Here is a 15,508-nt window from a genome sequence, read left to right as displayed (position 1 = left end):
ATCCGCGTTCCTTACCAGCGCTTGAGCGCGTCTTCGTCCATATCCTTGGCGGCCACCCACTCGGCGCTCTCCTGGGTGAGTTCCTTTTTCCAGAACGGCGCGCGAGACTTCAGGAAATCCATCAGGAATTCAGCCGCCTGAAAGGCATCAACCCGGTGGCGCGCAGAGGTGGCGACCATCATGATCATCTCGTCAGGGTGCAACCGCCCATAGCGGTGAATGACAAGCACATCGCCCAAATTCCAGCGGGTCTTGGCCTCGGTTGCGATGGCCTCAATCGCCTTTTGGGTCATGCCGGGGTAATGCTCGATCTCCATCGCGCTGAGCGCGCCCTTTTCGAGATCGCGCACGATGCCGGTGAAGGTCACCACCGCGCCCATGCCCGATTGGCGAGTCGCGAAAGCGTTGGTTTCGTGGCCAAGATCAAAGGCCGCGTCCTCTACCCGGATATCCATCGCCTAGCCGCCTGTCATCGGCGGGAAAAACGCCACTTCGCGCGCGCCAGCGAGAGAGGCGTCAAAATCGGCAAGTTCCTGATCAATCGCCACGCGCAGCGCGCCGAGATCGGAAAACGCCGCCTCATAGCGTGGTTCGCGGGCGCGCAGGTCGTTCACAAGGTCCATGACCGTCGCCGGGTTGGTGTCGATTCGGTCTTTCGGGTGCCCGACGCGTTCGCGCACCCAGGCAAAATAAAGCACGTCCATCACTGGGTATCCTTCAGGTGTGGGATCGATTTCTTGAAGTAATCAATCCCGGTTATCAAAGTAAGCGTCGCCGCCAGCCATAACAACCACACGCCCGCATGCCCGGCCCAGATCATGCCGCTATATTTCCACATCAGCCCATGAACATCTTCTTCGCGCCCATCCAGAATGCCGATCACAATTTCATTATCCATGCCGATGACCGACATGCCGAAATAATGCTCGAACACGCCTTGGGCAAAGAGCACGGCAATCGCGACCATTTGCGCCGTGGTCTTCCATTTGGCCAGTTGCGTGACCTTGAGCGTGCCCGCCGTATCGCCAAGAAATTCCCGAAGGCCAGACACAAAGACCTCGCGAAACAGGATCACCGTCGCCGGCAGCACAAGCCAGGGCGACATGCTTGAATATCCCACGATCACCATCAGCGCGATCACCACCATCGCCTTATCCGCGATCGGATCAAGCATGGTGCCAAGTTTCGTGACCTGCTTGAGGCTGCGCGCAAGATAGCCGTCAAACCAATCGGTAATCGCCGCGCTGACAAACAGGATCAGGGCGAACCAATCGGCATAGGGCCTTGTGAAATAGAGGAACATCACCGCAACTGCCGGGGCGGCCAGCAGGCGGAGCGTGGTCAGGATATTTGGCAGGTTCCACGTCATGATGTCGGTTCTATCCTGTCACAACGCCGAGGGAAAGCGCCCTTGCACGGTCCCGGTCGATCAAAAATCACTAAGCAAGCGGGTGGTTTCGGGGTCCATGAAACCGGCCACGGTTGCGTCGGTTTCAAGTTGCAGCGCACGATGCAGATCGGGCATCGCGGCGGCGTTCAGCACCCGCTTCATGGCGCGCACCGAAAGTGTCGGCAGATCGGCAAGACGGCGGGCGGTCTCTGTGGCTGTGCTGATAAGCGCCTCACCCTCAACGGTTTTCCATGCAAGGCCGATGTCGTGCAATTCGTCCGCGCCATAGCGATCACCGAAAAACAGCATCTCGCGCGCCTTGTTGAGGCCCACCAAGGCGGGCAGCAGGCTTGTGACCGCGCCGGTGACGAACAGGTTCAGCGAGACCTCGGGAAAGAAGCCGCGCGCCGATTTTGCCCAGATCGGGAAGTCGCAGTTTATCGCCCACTCAAACCCGCCGCCCACGGCCCAGCCGTTTATCGCGCCCACCACCGGCTTGGCGCCAAGGGTGATGGCATGGGTCGCGCGCTGAATCGCCTCTACAAGATCGCGGGCCTCTTCCTCGGTTTCGGGGTGCACATGTTCGCGCCGGTCATCGCCTGCACAAAATGCCTTGCCCGCGCCGGTAAAGATGATCGCGCGGGTGGCCGGATCGCCATTGGCATCCTCAAACGCGCGCGCGACATCGTCGATCAGTTGGCGGTTCATGGCATTAAGACTTTGCGGTCGATTGAGGGTAATCGTGCGCACGCCGCCCTCGCCAAGGGTGCTGAGCACGGTCTGATATGTAAAATCGGTCATCTAATACTCCCGTATCACGCGTTTCGTTTTCCCCTCGGTGAGGGGCAGGCTTCCGTTTGGCAAAAGGGTCACGCGGGCGGTGGCACCAAGCGCGGCTTTCATCGCTTGCGCCACCTCCTGGGCTAGCGCATCAGACGCGGTTTGCCCTTTGGCCAGCTCGACCGAGACCGGCAGGGCGTCATAGGGCGGCGGCGCATCAAGCGTGATGCGATAATCGCCCGACAGCGCGGCAAAGCCGTTGATTACCGCCGCGACCATGGTCGGAAACAGGTTCAGTCCGCGCACCACCACCATGTCATCCGAGCGCCCCACCACGCGAAAGCGAAAGCCCGTGCGCCCGCAGGTACAGGGATCGGTTTCATCCACCGTGATGATGTCGCCGCTGCGAAACCGCACCAGCGGCTGACAATCGCGCGCAAGATGGGTCAGGACCAATTCGCCGGTTTGCCCGGCCTCAAGCGGCACGGGGTCGGTCGTTTCGGGGTCGATCAACTCTGGATAAAGCACATCGGCGGCCATGAAATGCAAACGGCTGTCATGCTCGCACTGCGCCGCGAAATTGCAAAACACATCCGAGACGCCGTAATTGGCATTGCGCGGCTCCATCCCCCAGACCCGGCGCAGGCGCTCGCGAAAGGCCGGATCGTCAAGCCCGGCTTCGCCGCCAAAGAGGCCGAGTTTCAGCCCAAGATCGCGCGGCTTTAGGCCGGGGAACTTCTCGGCAATCACCCGTTCAAGCACCGAAGGATAGGACGGCGTGCAGGAAATCGCGGTAATCCCGACCTCTTGAATGGTGCGCACCAAAAGTTCGGTCGAGCCCACGCCAAAGGGCACCACAAGCGCGCCGGTTGCCTGAAGGGTCATGTGATCGGTCAGCCCGCCCATCCACATCTGATAGTTCAGGCAATGCACGACCGTATGATCGGGCGTCAGCCCCGCCGCCGACTGACAGCGCCCGCCGACGGCCTCGGTGATCGCGCAATCGCGCGCCGAGAGCGCAAGGTTCATCGCCTGCCCTGTGGTGCCCGATGTCCGGTGCAGGCGCACGGCGGCGCGCGGAGCCGCGGCAAGGTAATCGCCAAACGGCGGATGCGCGGCCTGTGACAGGCGCAATTGCGCCTTGTCCGACAGCGGCAGCTGCGCCAGATCGGATAGGTCCCTGGGGGGTGCCTTGCCTTGCCACAGATCGCGGTAAAGCGCGGACTGTTCGGCAACATACTCGGCCTGTGCGGCCCATGCGCCCTGTTGATGGGCGTGCAGTGTTTTGGCGTCGGCGAATTCGGCGCGTTCCAATAGGCTCATGGCTCCAATCCCCGTTCCCAGATTGTGGTCAGCGTGTCGATCACCGCCTCGTGGTCCTGTGATACCTCGATCAACCCCGGTTCGCCCGAAAGATAGAGGCTTGAGAAATATTGATCCGTCATGCCGCCAAGCGCATAGGCGCGGCGGCGCAATTCAGTCGCGCAAATCGCATCGCCGCGCCCTTCGCGGATCAGCCGACGCTGGGTTGCGGCGACGACGGTTTCGATCCATTCGCGGTTGAGGGCGTGAAACACCTCGCGCGCCTGCGCGAAGTGATCAAGGTGATGCACAAGGCATTTCATCAGCCCGCGATTTTGCTCGAACAGCATGCCATAGGCCCGCGTCGTGGCGCGAATGCTCTGATCGGGGGTGGCATGGCTGGCACGGATCATGCTGGCCCGAAGAAACCGGGCAAAGCCCAGCAGGAGATCGTTCAAAAGCTGGGTCTGATCAGGGAAATAGAGGTAGAACGTGCCATTGGCGACACCCGCCGCCTTGCAGATGGCCGCAACGGTCAAATCCTGAATCGCCTCTGTTTGCAGCAAGGAGCAGGTGGCGATCCTGATCTGTTGCGCGGTGCGCTGTCCTTTGGTTTCGGCCGTGCTCCGGGCGGCCAGAACGCGGGCGTAGTCGTAAAATTCGGGGGCTGCGATGCGGGCTCTGGAAATTTGGGGCATTTGGACGACCTGAACATGAAACTGACGTCATGTTCAGGATTGAAAGGCTTCTGTCAACCGTCCATTGGCGCGCAGTGTCACCCGCGGTCGTGGAAAAAGTCGTAGAGCCTTTGCGCCAGAGCATCCGACACGCCATCAACCGCCCGCAGATCGGCAAGATTGGCGCGGCTCACGGCCTTGGCGCTTCCGAAATGGGCCAAAAGCGCGCGTTTGCGCGCCGCGCCGACGCCGGGCACCTCGTCAAGCGGGGTGGCACCCATGGATTTGGCGCGTTTGGCACGATGGGTGCCGATCGCAAAACGGTGCGCCTCGTCGCGCAGGCGCTGGACGAAATACAGCACCGGATCGTTGTGACGGAGCGCCATCACCCGTTTGCCGGTGCGGTGGAATTCTTCCTTGCCGTGATCGCGGTCGACGCCTTTGGCGACGCCCACCATCGGGATATCCTCGACGCCCATCTCGCGCATGATCTGGGCCACGGCGCTGACCTGACCGGCGCCGCCGTCGATCAGCAAGAGATCGGGCCAGGTGCCCTGGGTGCGATCCGGGTCTTCCTTCAAAAGGCGTTTGAAGCGGCGCGACAGCACCTCTTTCATCATCCCGAAATCGTCGCCGGGGGTCAGGCCCTCGCCCTGGATGTTGAACTTGCGATAGTGGTTTTTCATGAAGCCTTCGGCCCCCGCCACGATCATCGCGCCGACGGCATTGGTGCCCTGTATATGGCTGTTGTCGTAAACCTCGATCCGCTTCGGGGGGCCGGGCAGATCGAATGCCTCGGCCAGCCCCTTGAGCAGTTTGCTCTGCGTGGCGGTCTCGGCCATCTTGCGCGCCAGGCTTTCGCGGGCATTGCGCAGGGCACCGTCTATCAATTCGGCCTTCTCACCACGCAGCGGCACCGCCAGCGTGACCTTGCGGCCAAGCTTGTCCGAGAGCGCCTGTTGCATGAGGTCGGGGTTTTCGATCTCGTGCGACAGGATCAAGTGCCGGGGCGGATCTTTGCTGTCGTAGAATTGGCCAAGGAAAGCCTCGAGCACCTCGGCCTCTTCGACATCGACGCCAACGCGCGGATAGAAATCGCGGTTGCCCCAGTTTTGCCCGCCGCGAATAAAGAACACCTGCACGCAGGCCTGTCCCTTTTCCAGATGCAGGGCGACGATATCGGCCTCGTCTACGCTGCGCGGGTTGATGCCCTGTGCGGTCTGCACCTGGGTCATCGCCTTGATCCGGTCGCGCAGGGCGGCGGCGCGTTCAAATTCCATCGCCTCGGAGGCCTCGGCCATCTGCGCCGCAAGCTTTTCCTGAATCTCGGTGGATTTGCCGGACAGATAGCGTTGGGCATCGCCAACCTGCGCGCGATAGTCGTCCTTGCTGATCTGGCCCACGCAGGGCGCGGTACAGCGTTTGATCTGATATTGCAAGCAGGGGCGGGTGCGGCTTTCAAACATCGCATCAGAGCAATTGCGAAGCTGAAACACCCGCTGCAATTGGGCCAGCGACCGATTGACCGCACCGGCGCTTGCGAAGGGCCCGTAGTAAGACCCCTTTTCGCGCTTGGCGCCGCGATGCTTTTTGATCATTGGAAAGTCGTGACTGGTCACGAGGATGTTGGGAAAGCTCTTGTCGTCGCGCAAAAGCACGTTGTAGCGCGGCTTGAGTTGCTTGATCAGGTTCTGTTCAAGCAACAGCGCCTCGGTTTCGGTGGCGGTGGTCAGGAACATCATCGTCGCGGTTTCAGAGATCATTCGCGCGATCCGCCCGGTGTGCCCGGTAGGCCGGGCATAGCTTGACACCCGCGCCCGAAGATTGCGCGCCTTGCCGACATAAAGCACCCGCGCCTGCGCATCGAGCATGCGATACACCCCGGGCGAGGCATCGAGCGTGCGCAGGTAATCGCGGATCACCTCATGGCCGGATTTTTGCGGCATTTCCTGATCGGGCTCGGTCATGGACACTCAGATATGATTCTTTGGCTGTGCTGCAATGATACGGCACCAAGGGCAAGAGGGAAGCTTTCCACCATTCATGTGGATAACTCTGATGATAAGTTTCAGTGAACCGGAAATTTCCGTTGCATTTGGCTGTCTTCGCTGATTTGCCTAAAAAATAGGCGCTTTCGCAACGCATTGATTTTGTTCTGTAAAATAATGCAGCGCCTGCAAAATGTTGAAAACGTTGAAGTTTTTGTAACGCTTACATGACGGGCTGGCGACCAGTGCAAAACTCTTGCCATAGGGCCGCGTTGGCTATTCAACCCCAAGGACATCCGGGGTCTGCCAGCCGAGGTGCTGACCGCCATCCACACAGAGCAATTGCCCCGTCACGGCGGGTGCCGAGAGGAAATAGGCAAGTGCGCTGGTGATGTCACCGGCATTGGCGCCGCGGGCCATGATCGTGGCCTGTCGCTGGTTCTGGAAATGGCCATCGCTCTGGCGATGACCCTGAAGCGTGGGCCCCGGACCAATCGCATTCACGCGCAGTTTCGGGGCAAGCGCCTGCGCGGCGGTCTGGGTAAAGGCCCAAAGCCCCATCTTGGCGATGGTATAGGTCATGAACTCTGGCGTCAGCTTGCGCACCCTCTGATCTATCATGTTGATCACAAGGCCCTGCGCCACCGGCTCGCCGTATTCATCCATCACCGGGTCGGGGATATCCCGCGCCATTGCCTGCGTCAGAACGAAGGGCGCGCGCAGGTTGCTTTCGATATGCCGGTCCCAGCCCGCGCGCGTGGCGCTGTCGATGTTGTCGTATTCAAAGATCGAGGCGTTGTTGATCAGCGTGGTAACCGGCCCGCCAAGCGCCTCTGCGGCGCGCCCAACAAGCGGCGTCACCTGATCTTCATTCAGCAGATCGGCCTGAATCGTGACCGCGTTGCGCCCCAGGGCGCGAATCTCGTTGGCCACGTCTTCGGCGGCCTCTGCCGAGCTTGCGTAATGCACGGCCACATCATGGCCCTGCCGCGCCAGTTCAAGCGCCATGGCGCGGCCAAGTCGTTTTCCTGCGCCCGTTACCAATGCCCGTGTCATGCCCTGTCTCCGGTTAGATCAACACAATCGTGACATAGCCCACATAGGTAGAGGTCAAGGCAATGCCCCAAAACCGCCCGATATCCAGACGGAAAAACACAAACGGAATAAGCGCAAGCGAGGCCCCGAGCATGACCCAGAGGTCGAACTTCAGAAACTCGGGATCCACCGGAACGCTTCCGACAAGGGTTGTTACCCCGATAATGGCCAGAAGGTTGAACATATTCGATCCGATGACATTGCCAAGCGCCACATCCGCCTGTTTGCGCAGGGCCGCCATGACCGTAGTCGCCAGCTCCGGCAGCGAGGTGCCAACCGCCACAAGCGTCAGGCCGATAACGGAATCGCTGACGCCATAGCGCTCTGCGATGATCGAGGCATTATCGACAAGGATATCCGCCCCAAGCGGCAGGCCGATGAGGCCAAGCAGCAAAAAGGTGATGATCTGCCACCATGGCATGTCGGGGTCGGCGCCTTCGACATCAGCGTTCTCGTCGGCGTCGGCAAGGGCCTTGATCGCGGCGTCGCGCCGGTGGTTGCGCGCGTCGCGAAAGGCATCGGCAAGCATCAGGAACAGCGCGCCCAAAAGCACCGCGCCCGAAAGCGCATCATACTCGCCGCGAAATGCCAGAGCGATGAAAAGCGCGCTCGCCATAAGCATCTGAAGATAGGATTTGGAGCAGCGACAGCCGCTGGTGTGAAGCACCGACATCATCGCCGGAATGCCCAGAACCAAAAGAACATTCGCCGTATTCGAGCCGACGACATTGCCAAGCGCAAGGCCGGGCTTGTCGGCCAATACCGCGTTGACGGAAATCAAAAGTTCCGGCGCAGAGGTGCCGAAGGCCACGATTGTCAGGCTGACGATCAGCGCGGGAATACCCACCCGAAGGCTAAGGTTGACGGCACCTTTGACCAGGGCATCGCCGGCAAGCAGCAAAATCACCAGGCCAAGCCCGGATAAAATCCATGGCATCATTTAAGCTTACCCTTTTGGCAAGAACAGGGACCTTTGCCGATCCGATAACGACCACAGCTTTTGCACTTGGCCTGTGCAAGGCGCTTTTGCCCCGGATACCGGAGCTTGCCGAACATCGCCATCACGCCCATGGCAACCAGAAACAATACGACGATCTTGACCACCATATCAGAGCCCAAACCGGGCATAGCTTGCCCGGTCCTCGATTGCGGTCATGGCGTCCTGCGCGATCTCGGCGCCAAAACGCTGAAACAGCCCGCGTTTGCGGCCATAGCGGGCAAAGCGCACCTTGTCGCCGTAAAGCTCTTTGAGTTTCGGCACCACGTGGCCGATGCCATCGGCCAGCCCAAGATCAATCGCGCGCTGACCAAGCCAGAACTCGCCGGTGAAAATTTCCGGGTTATCGGCAAGCCTGGCGCCGCGTCGGGATTTGACGTGGGCGACGAAGGCCTCGTGGATGTCTTCAAGGATGCCCTTGAGCCGGGTCACGTCCTCGGGTTTTTCGGGCAGGAACGGATCAAGCATGCTCTTGGATTTGCCGGATGTGTAAACCCGCCGCTCAATCCCCTGGCGCGACAGAAGAACCTGCGCGCCAAAGCCGGCCGAAATCACCCCGATCGAACCCAGAACCGACGAAGGGTCGGCCCAGATGTCATCGGCGGCGGTGGCTAGCCAATAGCCGCCAGAGGCCGCAACGTCTTCGACAAAGGCATGCACGGGGATGTCTTTTTCATCCGCCAACCGTCGAATGCGCGCGGCAATCAACGACGATTGCACCGGCGAGCCGCCCGGCGAATTGATCACGAGCGCCACGGCAACCGGCTTGCCTTTGGAAAACGCTTTTTCGATGACCGGGCCAAGGGCCTCGTCGTTCAACTGGCTGCGCCCACCAGACCCGATTGTGCCGGCAAGTCGAATGACCGCGACCATGGGTTTGCGCTTCAGAAAGGGGATCAAATGTTTCATATCGCCCGATGTAGAGTGCCGGGGCGCGACAAACAAGGCGGGCGGCGCAAACGGTGTGTGCTAGCCGCCCTGATTAGGGCGGGGCCGGGGTAAAAAGGTCACGCCCGCTGGCTCAAGACTTGATCCTGTACCCGGTCTTGAAGATTAGCCAGACCGCCGCGAGGCAGAGCGCGAAGAACACCGCGATTGCCAGAAGGCTATAGCCGATGGCCACATCCGCCGTGCCGAAGAACGACCAGCGAAATCCCGAGATCAGATAGACCACCGGGTTGAACAGGGTCACCGTCTGCCAGGCGGGGGGCAGCATCGAGATCGAATAGAAAGACCCGCCAAGAAACACCAGCGGCGTGATCACCAGAAGCGGGATAAGCTGAAGCTGTTGAAAATTCTCGGCCCAGATGCCGATGATGAAGCCGAACAGCGAAAACGACAGGCAGATCATCACCAGAAAGGCGAGCATCGCGACCGGATGCTGAATATCGAGATCGACGAAAAAGTTCGCCGTGATAAGGATCACCACGCCGATCAGTAACGCCTTGGTCGCCGCCGCGCCGACATAGCCGATCACGATCTCAAGAAAGTTGATCGGTGCCGACAAAAGCTCGAATATGGTGCCGATGAATTTCGGGAAATATATCCCGAAAGAGGCATTGCTGATCGCCTGGGTCATCACGCTCAGCATGATAAGGCCGGGCACGATAAACGCGCCATAGGCCACGCCCTCGACCTGATCTATCCGGCTTCCTATGGCGGCGCCGAAGACCACGAAGTAAAGCGAGGTGGAGATCACCGGCGACAGCAGGCTTTCCATCACGGTGCGGAAAAATCGCTTCATTTCATAGATATAAATCGCCCGGATGGCATGCAGATTCATGGTGTTTCCTCGTTCACAAGCCCGACGAAAATCTCTTCGAGGCTGCTTTGACGGGTTTCGATGTCACGCAGCGACAGGCCCTCTTTGGCCAACGCCTGAAGCAGGCGGGTGATGCCGGTGCCATCGCCGCGGGTGTCATAGTGGTACTTGAGCGCCTCACCGTCCCCGGCCAGTTCAAGGTCATAATCCTTGAGGGCCTCGGGCACGTGATCAAGCGGCTCCGAGAGGTCAATGCGCAGGCTCTTGCGGCCCATGCGGGCCATCAGGTCGGCCTTGTTTTCCACCAAGAGAATTTCGCCCTTGTTGATCACCGCGACGCGGTCGGCAATCGCCTCGGCCTCTTCGATGTAATGGGTGGTCAGGATGATGGTCACGCCCTGCGCCTTGAGGCCCTCGACCACCTGCCACATGTCGCGGCGCAATTCGACGTCGACACCGGCGGTCGGCTCGTCCAGAAACAGAACGCGCGGCTCGTGACAGAGCGCCTTGGCAATCAGAACGCGGCGCTTCATCCCGCCGGACAGCTCGCGAATGCGGCTGTTGCGTTTGTCCCAAAGCGACAATTGCCGCAGGATGCGCTCGATCAGGGCCGGGTCATTGTATTTGCCGAACAGACCGCGCGAAAAGCGCACCGTGTTGATCACCTTTTCAAACGGTTCCAGGGCAAGTTCCTGGGGCACAAGCCCGATCATCGCACGTGCCGCGCGATAGCCGGTCACAATATCGTGCCCGCCAATCGTCGCGCTGCCGCCGGTCGGGGTGGTGATGCCGCAGAGCGCCGAAATAAGCGTGGTCTTACCCGCGCCATTGGGGCCAAGCAGGGCCAGGATCTCGCCCTCTTCAATCGACAGGGACACGCCGCGAAGCGCCTTGAACCCGCCTTTGTAGACCTTGCGAAGGTCATCCACCTTAACGATCGTTGCCATTGAGCCCCTCATGCTTCGTTGCGGCAAACCTAGGCTTTTGCCCGTCATGTGCAACATCCCACGGCGCAGAGTGATCTGTGCGCATTTGCGCAAGATGCCTTGGATGTGTCGCTATTTGGACCAATTTCAAACAGCTATCCTTGATCTTTGGGGTTTAACGCAACATGTCACGCCGCCGACCCGTCCACAGAGTGAAATAAAACCTGGTATGTTCAAACCCGTCCTTACCCTTTTTCTTGTGACGCTGGCGCTGCTTGGGTGCACCGAAAGCGTCAATCGCGATACGCCATCGCGGATTCTGCTGATGGGCGATTCGCTCTTTGCGGTGCATGGGATGACCGGGCAATCGGTGGCCAACGGGGTCGAGCGCGCGTTGAAAGAACCGGTCGTTGATCGCGCCGTGTCGGGCGCGCGGTTCGTCTATCGTTTGCCGATTTCCGGGGCGGCGGGCCTTAGCATCCCCAAGCAATACCGCGCCGGAGATTGGGATTGGGTCATCCTGAATGGCGGTGGCAATGATATCTTTTTCGGCTGCGGCTGTGGCAGGTGCGCGCGCAAGATGGATCAGCTTATCAGCAAAGACGGCAGGCGCGGCGCGATCCCTGGCTTTGCCTCGCGGATGCGGGCCAGCGGCGCGCAGGTGATTTACGTGGGGTACATGCGCACGCCGGGTGTCACATCGCCGATCGAGGGATGTGCCGACGAGGGCGACGAGATGGACCGCCGCGCCGCGCGTCTGGCCGCGCTTGACCGGGGCGTGCATTTCGTGCCGCTGGCCGATCTGGTGCCGCATGGCGACCGAAGCTTTCACGGCATTGACCTTATTCACCCCTCGACCAAGGCAAGCGCGGCCATTGGCGCGCGCATTGCCCGGCTTATCGCGCAGACCGAGGCGCGCCGCTAGCTGATCAACCGCTTGAGCCAGCCTTTCTTTTCCGCTTCTGGTTCGTCGTCATCGTCCTTCGGGCCCTCAAGCACCTCTTCAAAGCGGCTAAAGAACTGTTCCGCCATCTTCTTGGCAAAGCCATCGACGATCCGGCTTCCAAGCTGGGCCAGTTTGCCACCGACCTTGGCCTCGACCTCATAGATCAGCCGGGTGCCGGTTTCGCTATCCTCAAGGCGCACATTGGCGCCGCCCTTGGCAAAGCCCGCAGCCCCGCCCTTGCCCTCTCCGGTCAGGGTCAGGCTTTCCATCTCGACCATGTTCGACAGGGTCACGGTGCCCTTGAACGTGGCCTTGACCGGGCCGACCTTTTGCACGACCAGCGCATCAAACCCGTCTTCGGGCGTGCCGGTCACCTCTTGCGCGCCGGGCACGCATTCCTTGAGAACCTCGGGGCTAAGCAGGGCTGCCCAGACCGTTGCGCGATCCGCCTTGATATCGCGCTCGTCACTCATCTGCATTGGTATCGCTCCTTGCCTTGCTGGGATTGCACAGAGCCTAGCGCAGGGTTTGCCTTACGCCAAGAGAGCAGAAAGTCTTAGGCTCTGAAAAGCCGTCTGGCACCTTTGCGCCCGGCTTTGTACTCTGGGACAAACCGGGAAAGGGCAGAGCATGTTATCAGGCATCCGTGTGATCGAGATCGAAGGCCTTGGCCCGGCGCCCTTTGCGGCGATGATGCTGGCCGAACTGGGCGCCGAGGTGATTGTGATCCACCGCCCCGGCAAGGCAAACCCGGTGGCCGGAGAGCGAAACCTTCTGGATCGCGGCAAACGCTCGATCACGCTTGATCTCAAGGACGCCGGTGATCTTGACGTGGCGCGCGTCCTGATCGCGCGCGCCGATGCTCTGGTCGAGGGGTTCCGCCCCGGCGTGATGGAGCGGCTTGGCCTGGGCCCCGAAGAGATGCAGCGGGCCAACCCCAAGCTGGTTTATGGCCGCATGACCGGTTGGGGCCAGGATGGGCCGCGCGCGCAAACGGCAGGGCATGACCTTAACTATATCGCCACCTCTGGCGCGCTCTGGTATGCCGGCGCGCCGGGCACCCCGCCCCAGACACCCGCGACGATGGTGGGTGATGTGGGCGGTGGCGCTCTTTATCTTGTGGCAGGAGTGCTTGCCGGTTTGTTGCAGGCCGCGCGCAGCGGCCGTGGCACGGTTGTCGACGCGGCAATTGTCGATGGCTCGGCGCATATGATGGCGCTTTTGATGTCGATGGCCCCCGCCGGACATTTGCGCACAGAGCGCGGGCAAAGCCTTTTGGATGGGCCGCATTGGTCGCGGGTCTATCGCTGTCGCTGTGGCGGGTATCTGAGTGTGCAATGCCTTGAGCCACAGTTTTATGCAGAATTCCTGCGCCTGTTGGGGCTTGAGGAGACGCAGGCTTTTGCGCAGCAGCATGACCGCTCTGAATGGCGCGCGCAGGGGGCCGCGCTTGAGGCGATTTTCGCGCAACACCCGCTTGCGCATTGGGCTGCGATTTTTGACGGATCGGATGCCTGCGTCGCGCCGGTTCTGGCACCGAAAGAGGCCGCAAAAGAGGCCCATATGGCCGCCCGCGCGGTTTGGCGGCAGGGCGATGGCGGGCTGGAGCCCGCCCCGGCGCCGCGGTTTGACGGAAAGGTACGCGCCACCTCTAAGCCGCCCGCGCGCGGGGCGCAGAGCGACGAGATCAGGGCTTGGCTGGCGTCTGGGGAGTGACGGCGCTGTCTAATCGACCCGGCGCACCAAAAGCTGATTGCCGGGGCCTGATTTGGTTTCAAACACTTTCAACTCCTTGATCAGCTCGCTGAGCTTTTTCTTGCCATAGCTGCGGGTGTCGAAATCGGGCTTGTCGGCCTGTATCTGCTGGCCGATGCGGCCAAGCGGGTACCATTCATCGTCAAGGTCGATCTTTTCCATCGCCTCGAAGATCAGGTCGCGCGCGGAGGTCATGGTCTGCGGGTCGATCTTCGGCGCAGGCGCGCTTTGCGGGGCGTCTGCGGTGCTTTGATAGATGTTTTCGATGGCAACAAAACGGTTGCAGGCGTTCTTGAGCGCATCCGGCGCCTTGGCCTCGCCTATGCCAATCACCGTCAGGCCCTGTTCGCGGATGCGGCTGGCGAGGCGGGTGAAATCGCTGTCGGACGAGACAAGGACAAAGCCGTTGAAATGGCCCGCATGCAGGATATCCATCGCATCAATCACCAGGCCGATATCGCTTGCGTTCTTGCCCTTGGTATTGGCGGTTTGCTGGTGTTGGACAAGACCCAGTTCCTGTGCGGTCTTGGTCCAGCCGGACAGTTGCTGGCTTGACCAGTCGCCATAGACCCGGCGCAAGCCCGGCTCGCCATAGCTTGTCACCTCTTTCAGGATCGCGCGGGCGAACTTTGCCGGCACGTTATCGGCGTCGATCAATACCGCCAGAAGCGGAGTTTTGGAGTCGGGCATGGTCAGCCTCCTTGGTTCGGCCCAGTCATGCCCGATCCGGTGCGGGTGTGAAACCCGTTTGCGGTGTGGATTTTCTTCTGCGAAGAAAATAAGCCAAGAAAATTTGTCGAATTTTCCTGGGCCTTACGTCGAGGGCGCGATCTTGTCCTGTGTCTTGGTGTCAAAATCGGATGCGTCATGGCGTTCATGCAGCTGCATATGCGGCTCGCCAAAGCTGCGGTTGACTTTGCGACCGCGTTGCACGGCGTCGCGTGCGTTGATCTTTTTGGCCCAGGTCATGACATGGGTATAGCTGGTCACGTCAAGGAATGTCGCGGCGCTGTAAAGGCGACCGAGAACAAGCTGTCCGTACCACGGCCATATCGCCATATCGGCAATCGAATAGGCATTGCCCGCAATATAGGGGCGCTCGGCCAATTGCCGGTCGAGAACGTCAAGCTGGCGCTTGGTTTCCATTGCGAAGCGGTCGATCGGATACTGCCATTTTTCCGGCGCATAGGCGTAGAAATGACCAAAGCCGCCGCCAAGGTAGGGCGCGCTGCCCATTTGCCAGAACAGCCAGTTCAGAACCTCGGTGCGCGCCGGGCCACTTGCGGGTAGAAAGGCGCCGAATTTCTCGGCCAGATGCATCAGGATCGAGCCGCTTTCGAACACCCGCAGCGGGGTATCACCAGAGCGATCCATCAGGGCGGGGATTTTCGAGTTGGGGTTGATCTCGACAAAGCCGCTGCCAAACTGATCACCCTCGCCGATATCGATGCGCCAGGCGTCATATTCAGCGTCATGACCTGCAGCCAGCAGTTCCTCGAACATCACCGTCACCTTGACGCCGTTGGGCGTCGCCAGGGAATAAAGCTGGAACGGGTGTTTGCCGACCGGCAGGGTCTTGTCATGGGTAGCCCCGGCGATTGGGCGGTTGATCGAGGCGAACTTGCCGCCTGATTCTGCCTCCCATGTCCAGACCTCGGGGGGGGTGTAAGTGTCGCTCATATCTGTGATCCTTCCTCGGGTTCGGGCGGAATTTAAGCGGTCTTTGCCCGCGCGCAATGCGTAACGCCGCACAGGGGGCTGTGCGGCGTTGTACTTTTCAGAGTTCAGAGGCGCGGTTCAATAGACCACGACAGAGCGGATTGATTCGCCTGCGTGCATCATCTGGAAGCCCTTGTTGATATCGTCGAGGGCAAGGGTGTGGGTGATCAT

18 protein-coding genes are annotated in these 15,508 nt (G+C 60.5%); 2 read left to right on the top strand and 16 right to left on the bottom strand.

The features are described from left to right. Nucleotides 1-11: 11 nt before the first annotated feature. The 13 genes from BUB78_RS17925 to BUB78_RS17865 all read right to left on the bottom strand — a co-directional run bounded on the left by BUB78_RS17925 (nucleotide 12) and on the right by BUB78_RS17865 (nucleotide 10,938). Entirely contained in the window at nucleotides 12-455 is a 444-nt protein-coding gene (locus BUB78_RS17925; RefSeq protein WP_073200491.1) for a molybdenum cofactor biosynthesis protein MoaE, read from the bottom strand. 3 nt (nucleotides 456-458) lie between these two features. Continuing rightward, entirely contained in the window at nucleotides 459-704 is a 246-nt protein-coding gene (moaD, locus tag BUB78_RS17920) for a molybdopterin converting factor subunit 1 (RefSeq protein WP_073200488.1), read from the bottom strand. Beyond that, nucleotides 704-1,369, bottom strand: coding sequence for a CDP-diacylglycerol--glycerol-3-phosphate 3-phosphatidyltransferase (gene pgsA, locus BUB78_RS17915; protein WP_073200486.1), 666 nt, complete (start codon nucleotides 1,367-1,369; stop codon nucleotides 704-706). Before pgsA ends, moaD begins: the two co-directional genes overlap by 1 nt. Nucleotides 1,370-1,429: 60 nt before the next feature. After that, nucleotides 1,430-2,191: an enoyl-CoA hydratase/isomerase family protein gene (locus tag BUB78_RS17910; RefSeq protein WP_073200484.1), complete on the bottom strand. Its 762-nt coding sequence runs from the start codon at nucleotides 2,189-2,191 to the stop codon at nucleotides 1,430-1,432. Next, a complete protein-coding gene (locus tag BUB78_RS17905) occupies nucleotides 2,192-3,493 on the bottom strand; it encodes a phenylacetate--CoA ligase family protein (RefSeq protein ID WP_073200482.1) in 1,302 nt (433 codons plus the stop codon). Further along, on the bottom strand, nucleotides 3,490-4,170 hold the full coding sequence (locus BUB78_RS17900; RefSeq protein WP_073200480.1) for a TetR/AcrR family transcriptional regulator: 681 nt from the start codon (nucleotides 4,168-4,170) through the stop codon (nucleotides 3,490-3,492). Before BUB78_RS17900 ends, BUB78_RS17905 begins: the two co-directional genes overlap by 4 nt. 77 nt (nucleotides 4,171-4,247) lie before the next feature. Beyond that, nucleotides 4,248-6,116 carry an excinuclease ABC subunit UvrC gene (uvrC, locus tag BUB78_RS17895; RefSeq protein WP_073200478.1) on the bottom strand — a complete coding sequence of 623 codons (1,869 nt, stop codon included), beginning with the start codon at nucleotides 6,114-6,116 and terminating at the stop codon, nucleotides 4,248-4,250. A 297-nt stretch (nucleotides 6,117-6,413) separates the two neighbouring features. Next, nucleotides 6,414-7,193, bottom strand: coding sequence for an SDR family oxidoreductase (locus tag BUB78_RS17890; RefSeq protein WP_073200476.1), 780 nt, complete (start codon nucleotides 7,191-7,193; stop codon nucleotides 6,414-6,416). A 13-nt stretch (nucleotides 7,194-7,206) separates the two neighbouring features. Then, complete coding sequence (locus BUB78_RS17885; protein WP_073200474.1) at nucleotides 7,207-8,172, bottom strand: calcium/sodium antiporter; 966 nt, start codon at nucleotides 8,170-8,172, stop codon at nucleotides 7,207-7,209. Continuing rightward, the gene (locus BUB78_RS17880) at nucleotides 8,169-8,360 is read right to left on the bottom strand and encodes a hypothetical protein (RefSeq protein WP_073200472.1); all 192 of its coding nucleotides are present in this window, start codon (nucleotides 8,358-8,360) and stop codon (nucleotides 8,169-8,171) included. The genes BUB78_RS17885 and BUB78_RS17880 overlap by 4 nt, the downstream gene beginning before the upstream one ends. Further along, nucleotides 8,341-9,138, bottom strand: coding sequence for a S49 family peptidase (locus BUB78_RS17875; RefSeq protein ID WP_073200471.1), 798 nt, complete (start codon nucleotides 9,136-9,138; stop codon nucleotides 8,341-8,343). The genes BUB78_RS17880 and BUB78_RS17875 overlap by 20 nt, the downstream gene beginning before the upstream one ends. Before the next feature lie 112 nt (nucleotides 9,139-9,250). Beyond that, nucleotides 9,251-10,012 carry an ABC transporter permease gene (locus BUB78_RS17870; protein WP_073200469.1) on the bottom strand — a complete coding sequence of 254 codons (762 nt, stop codon included), beginning with the start codon at nucleotides 10,010-10,012 and terminating at the stop codon, nucleotides 9,251-9,253. Further along, nucleotides 10,009-10,938: an ABC transporter ATP-binding protein gene (locus tag BUB78_RS17865; protein WP_073200467.1), complete on the bottom strand. Its 930-nt coding sequence runs from the start codon at nucleotides 10,936-10,938 to the stop codon at nucleotides 10,009-10,011. Before BUB78_RS17865 ends, BUB78_RS17870 begins: the two co-directional genes overlap by 4 nt. Before the next feature lie 208 nt (nucleotides 10,939-11,146). On the opposite strand from BUB78_RS17865, the gene BUB78_RS17860 reads away from it, so the two are divergent. Beyond that, complete coding sequence (locus tag BUB78_RS17860) at nucleotides 11,147-11,842, top strand: SGNH/GDSL hydrolase family protein (RefSeq protein WP_073200465.1); 696 nt, start codon at nucleotides 11,147-11,149, stop codon at nucleotides 11,840-11,842. On the opposite strand, the gene BUB78_RS17855 is transcribed toward BUB78_RS17860, so the two are convergent. Next, nucleotides 11,839-12,342, bottom strand: coding sequence for an SRPBCC family protein (locus BUB78_RS17855; RefSeq protein ID WP_073200463.1), 504 nt, complete (start codon nucleotides 12,340-12,342; stop codon nucleotides 11,839-11,841). The two genes, BUB78_RS17860 and BUB78_RS17855, sit on opposite strands and share 4 nt — an antisense overlap. Nucleotides 12,343-12,493: 151 nt before the next feature. On the opposite strand from BUB78_RS17855, the gene BUB78_RS17850 reads away from it, so the two are divergent. Then, nucleotides 12,494-13,579, top strand: a complete 1,086-nt coding sequence (locus BUB78_RS17850) for a CaiB/BaiF CoA transferase family protein (RefSeq protein WP_073200461.1) — start codon at nucleotides 12,494-12,496, stop codon at nucleotides 13,577-13,579. Nucleotides 13,580-13,588: 9 nt separating this feature from the next. Here BUB78_RS17850 and BUB78_RS17845 read toward each other — a convergent pair whose 3' ends face one another. Next, nucleotides 13,589-14,308 carry an NYN domain-containing protein gene (locus BUB78_RS17845; RefSeq protein WP_073200459.1) on the bottom strand — a complete coding sequence of 240 codons (720 nt, stop codon included), beginning with the start codon at nucleotides 14,306-14,308 and terminating at the stop codon, nucleotides 13,589-13,591. A gap of 123 nt (nucleotides 14,309-14,431) precedes the next feature. Beyond that, complete coding sequence (gene yghU, locus BUB78_RS17840) at nucleotides 14,432-15,298, bottom strand: glutathione-dependent disulfide-bond oxidoreductase (protein ID WP_073200457.1); 867 nt, start codon at nucleotides 15,296-15,298, stop codon at nucleotides 14,432-14,434. Nucleotides 15,299-15,508: the final 210 nt, after the last annotated feature.

Source organism: Roseovarius marisflavi, from assembly GCF_900142625.1.
Lineage (GTDB): Bacteria > Pseudomonadota > Alphaproteobacteria > Rhodobacterales > Rhodobacteraceae > Roseovarius > Roseovarius marisflavi.
This window is presented reverse-complemented; position numbering and strand designations above follow the sequence as displayed.

Coding starts and splice junctions, on each gene's coding strand:
- BUB78_RS17925 (WP_073200491.1), bottom strand. CDS start 455: ATGGATATCCGGGTAGAGGACGCGGCCTTTGATCTTGGCCACGAAACC.
- moaD (WP_073200488.1), bottom strand. CDS start 704: ATGGACGTGCTTTATTTTGCCTGGGTGCGCGAACGCGTCGGGCACCCG.
- pgsA (WP_073200486.1), bottom strand. CDS start 1,369: ATGACGTGGAACCTGCCAAATATCCTGACCACGCTCCGCCTGCTGGCC.
- BUB78_RS17910 (WP_073200484.1), bottom strand. CDS start 2,191: ATGACCGATTTTACATATCAGACCGTGCTCAGCACCCTTGGCGAGGGC.
- BUB78_RS17905 (WP_073200482.1), bottom strand. CDS start 3,493: ATGAGCCTATTGGAACGCGCCGAATTCGCCGACGCCAAAACACTGCAC.
- BUB78_RS17900 (WP_073200480.1), bottom strand. CDS start 4,170: ATGCCCCAAATTTCCAGAGCCCGCATCGCAGCCCCCGAATTTTACGAC.
- uvrC (WP_073200478.1), bottom strand. CDS start 6,116: ATGACCGAGCCCGATCAGGAAATGCCGCAAAAATCCGGCCATGAGGTG.
- BUB78_RS17890 (WP_073200476.1), bottom strand. CDS start 7,193: ATGACACGGGCATTGGTAACGGGCGCAGGAAAACGACTTGGCCGCGCC.
- BUB78_RS17885 (WP_073200474.1), bottom strand. CDS start 8,172: ATGATGCCATGGATTTTATCCGGGCTTGGCCTGGTGATTTTGCTGCTT.
- BUB78_RS17880 (WP_073200472.1), bottom strand. CDS start 8,360: ATGCCCGGTTTGGGCTCTGATATGGTGGTCAAGATCGTCGTATTGTTT.
- BUB78_RS17875 (WP_073200471.1), bottom strand. CDS start 9,138: ATGAAACATTTGATCCCCTTTCTGAAGCGCAAACCCATGGTCGCGGTC.
- BUB78_RS17870 (WP_073200469.1), bottom strand. CDS start 10,012: ATGAATCTGCATGCCATCCGGGCGATTTATATCTATGAAATGAAGCGA.
- BUB78_RS17865 (WP_073200467.1), bottom strand. CDS start 10,938: ATGGCAACGATCGTTAAGGTGGATGACCTTCGCAAGGTCTACAAAGGC.
- BUB78_RS17860 (WP_073200465.1), top strand. CDS start 11,147: ATGTTCAAACCCGTCCTTACCCTTTTTCTTGTGACGCTGGCGCTGCTT.
- BUB78_RS17855 (WP_073200463.1), bottom strand. CDS start 12,342: ATGCAGATGAGTGACGAGCGCGATATCAAGGCGGATCGCGCAACGGTC.
- BUB78_RS17850 (WP_073200461.1), top strand. CDS start 12,494: ATGTTATCAGGCATCCGTGTGATCGAGATCGAAGGCCTTGGCCCGGCG.
- BUB78_RS17845 (WP_073200459.1), bottom strand. CDS start 14,308: ATGCCCGACTCCAAAACTCCGCTTCTGGCGGTATTGATCGACGCCGAT.
- yghU (WP_073200457.1), bottom strand. CDS start 15,298: ATGAGCGACACTTACACCCCCCCCGAGGTCTGGACATGGGAGGCAGAA.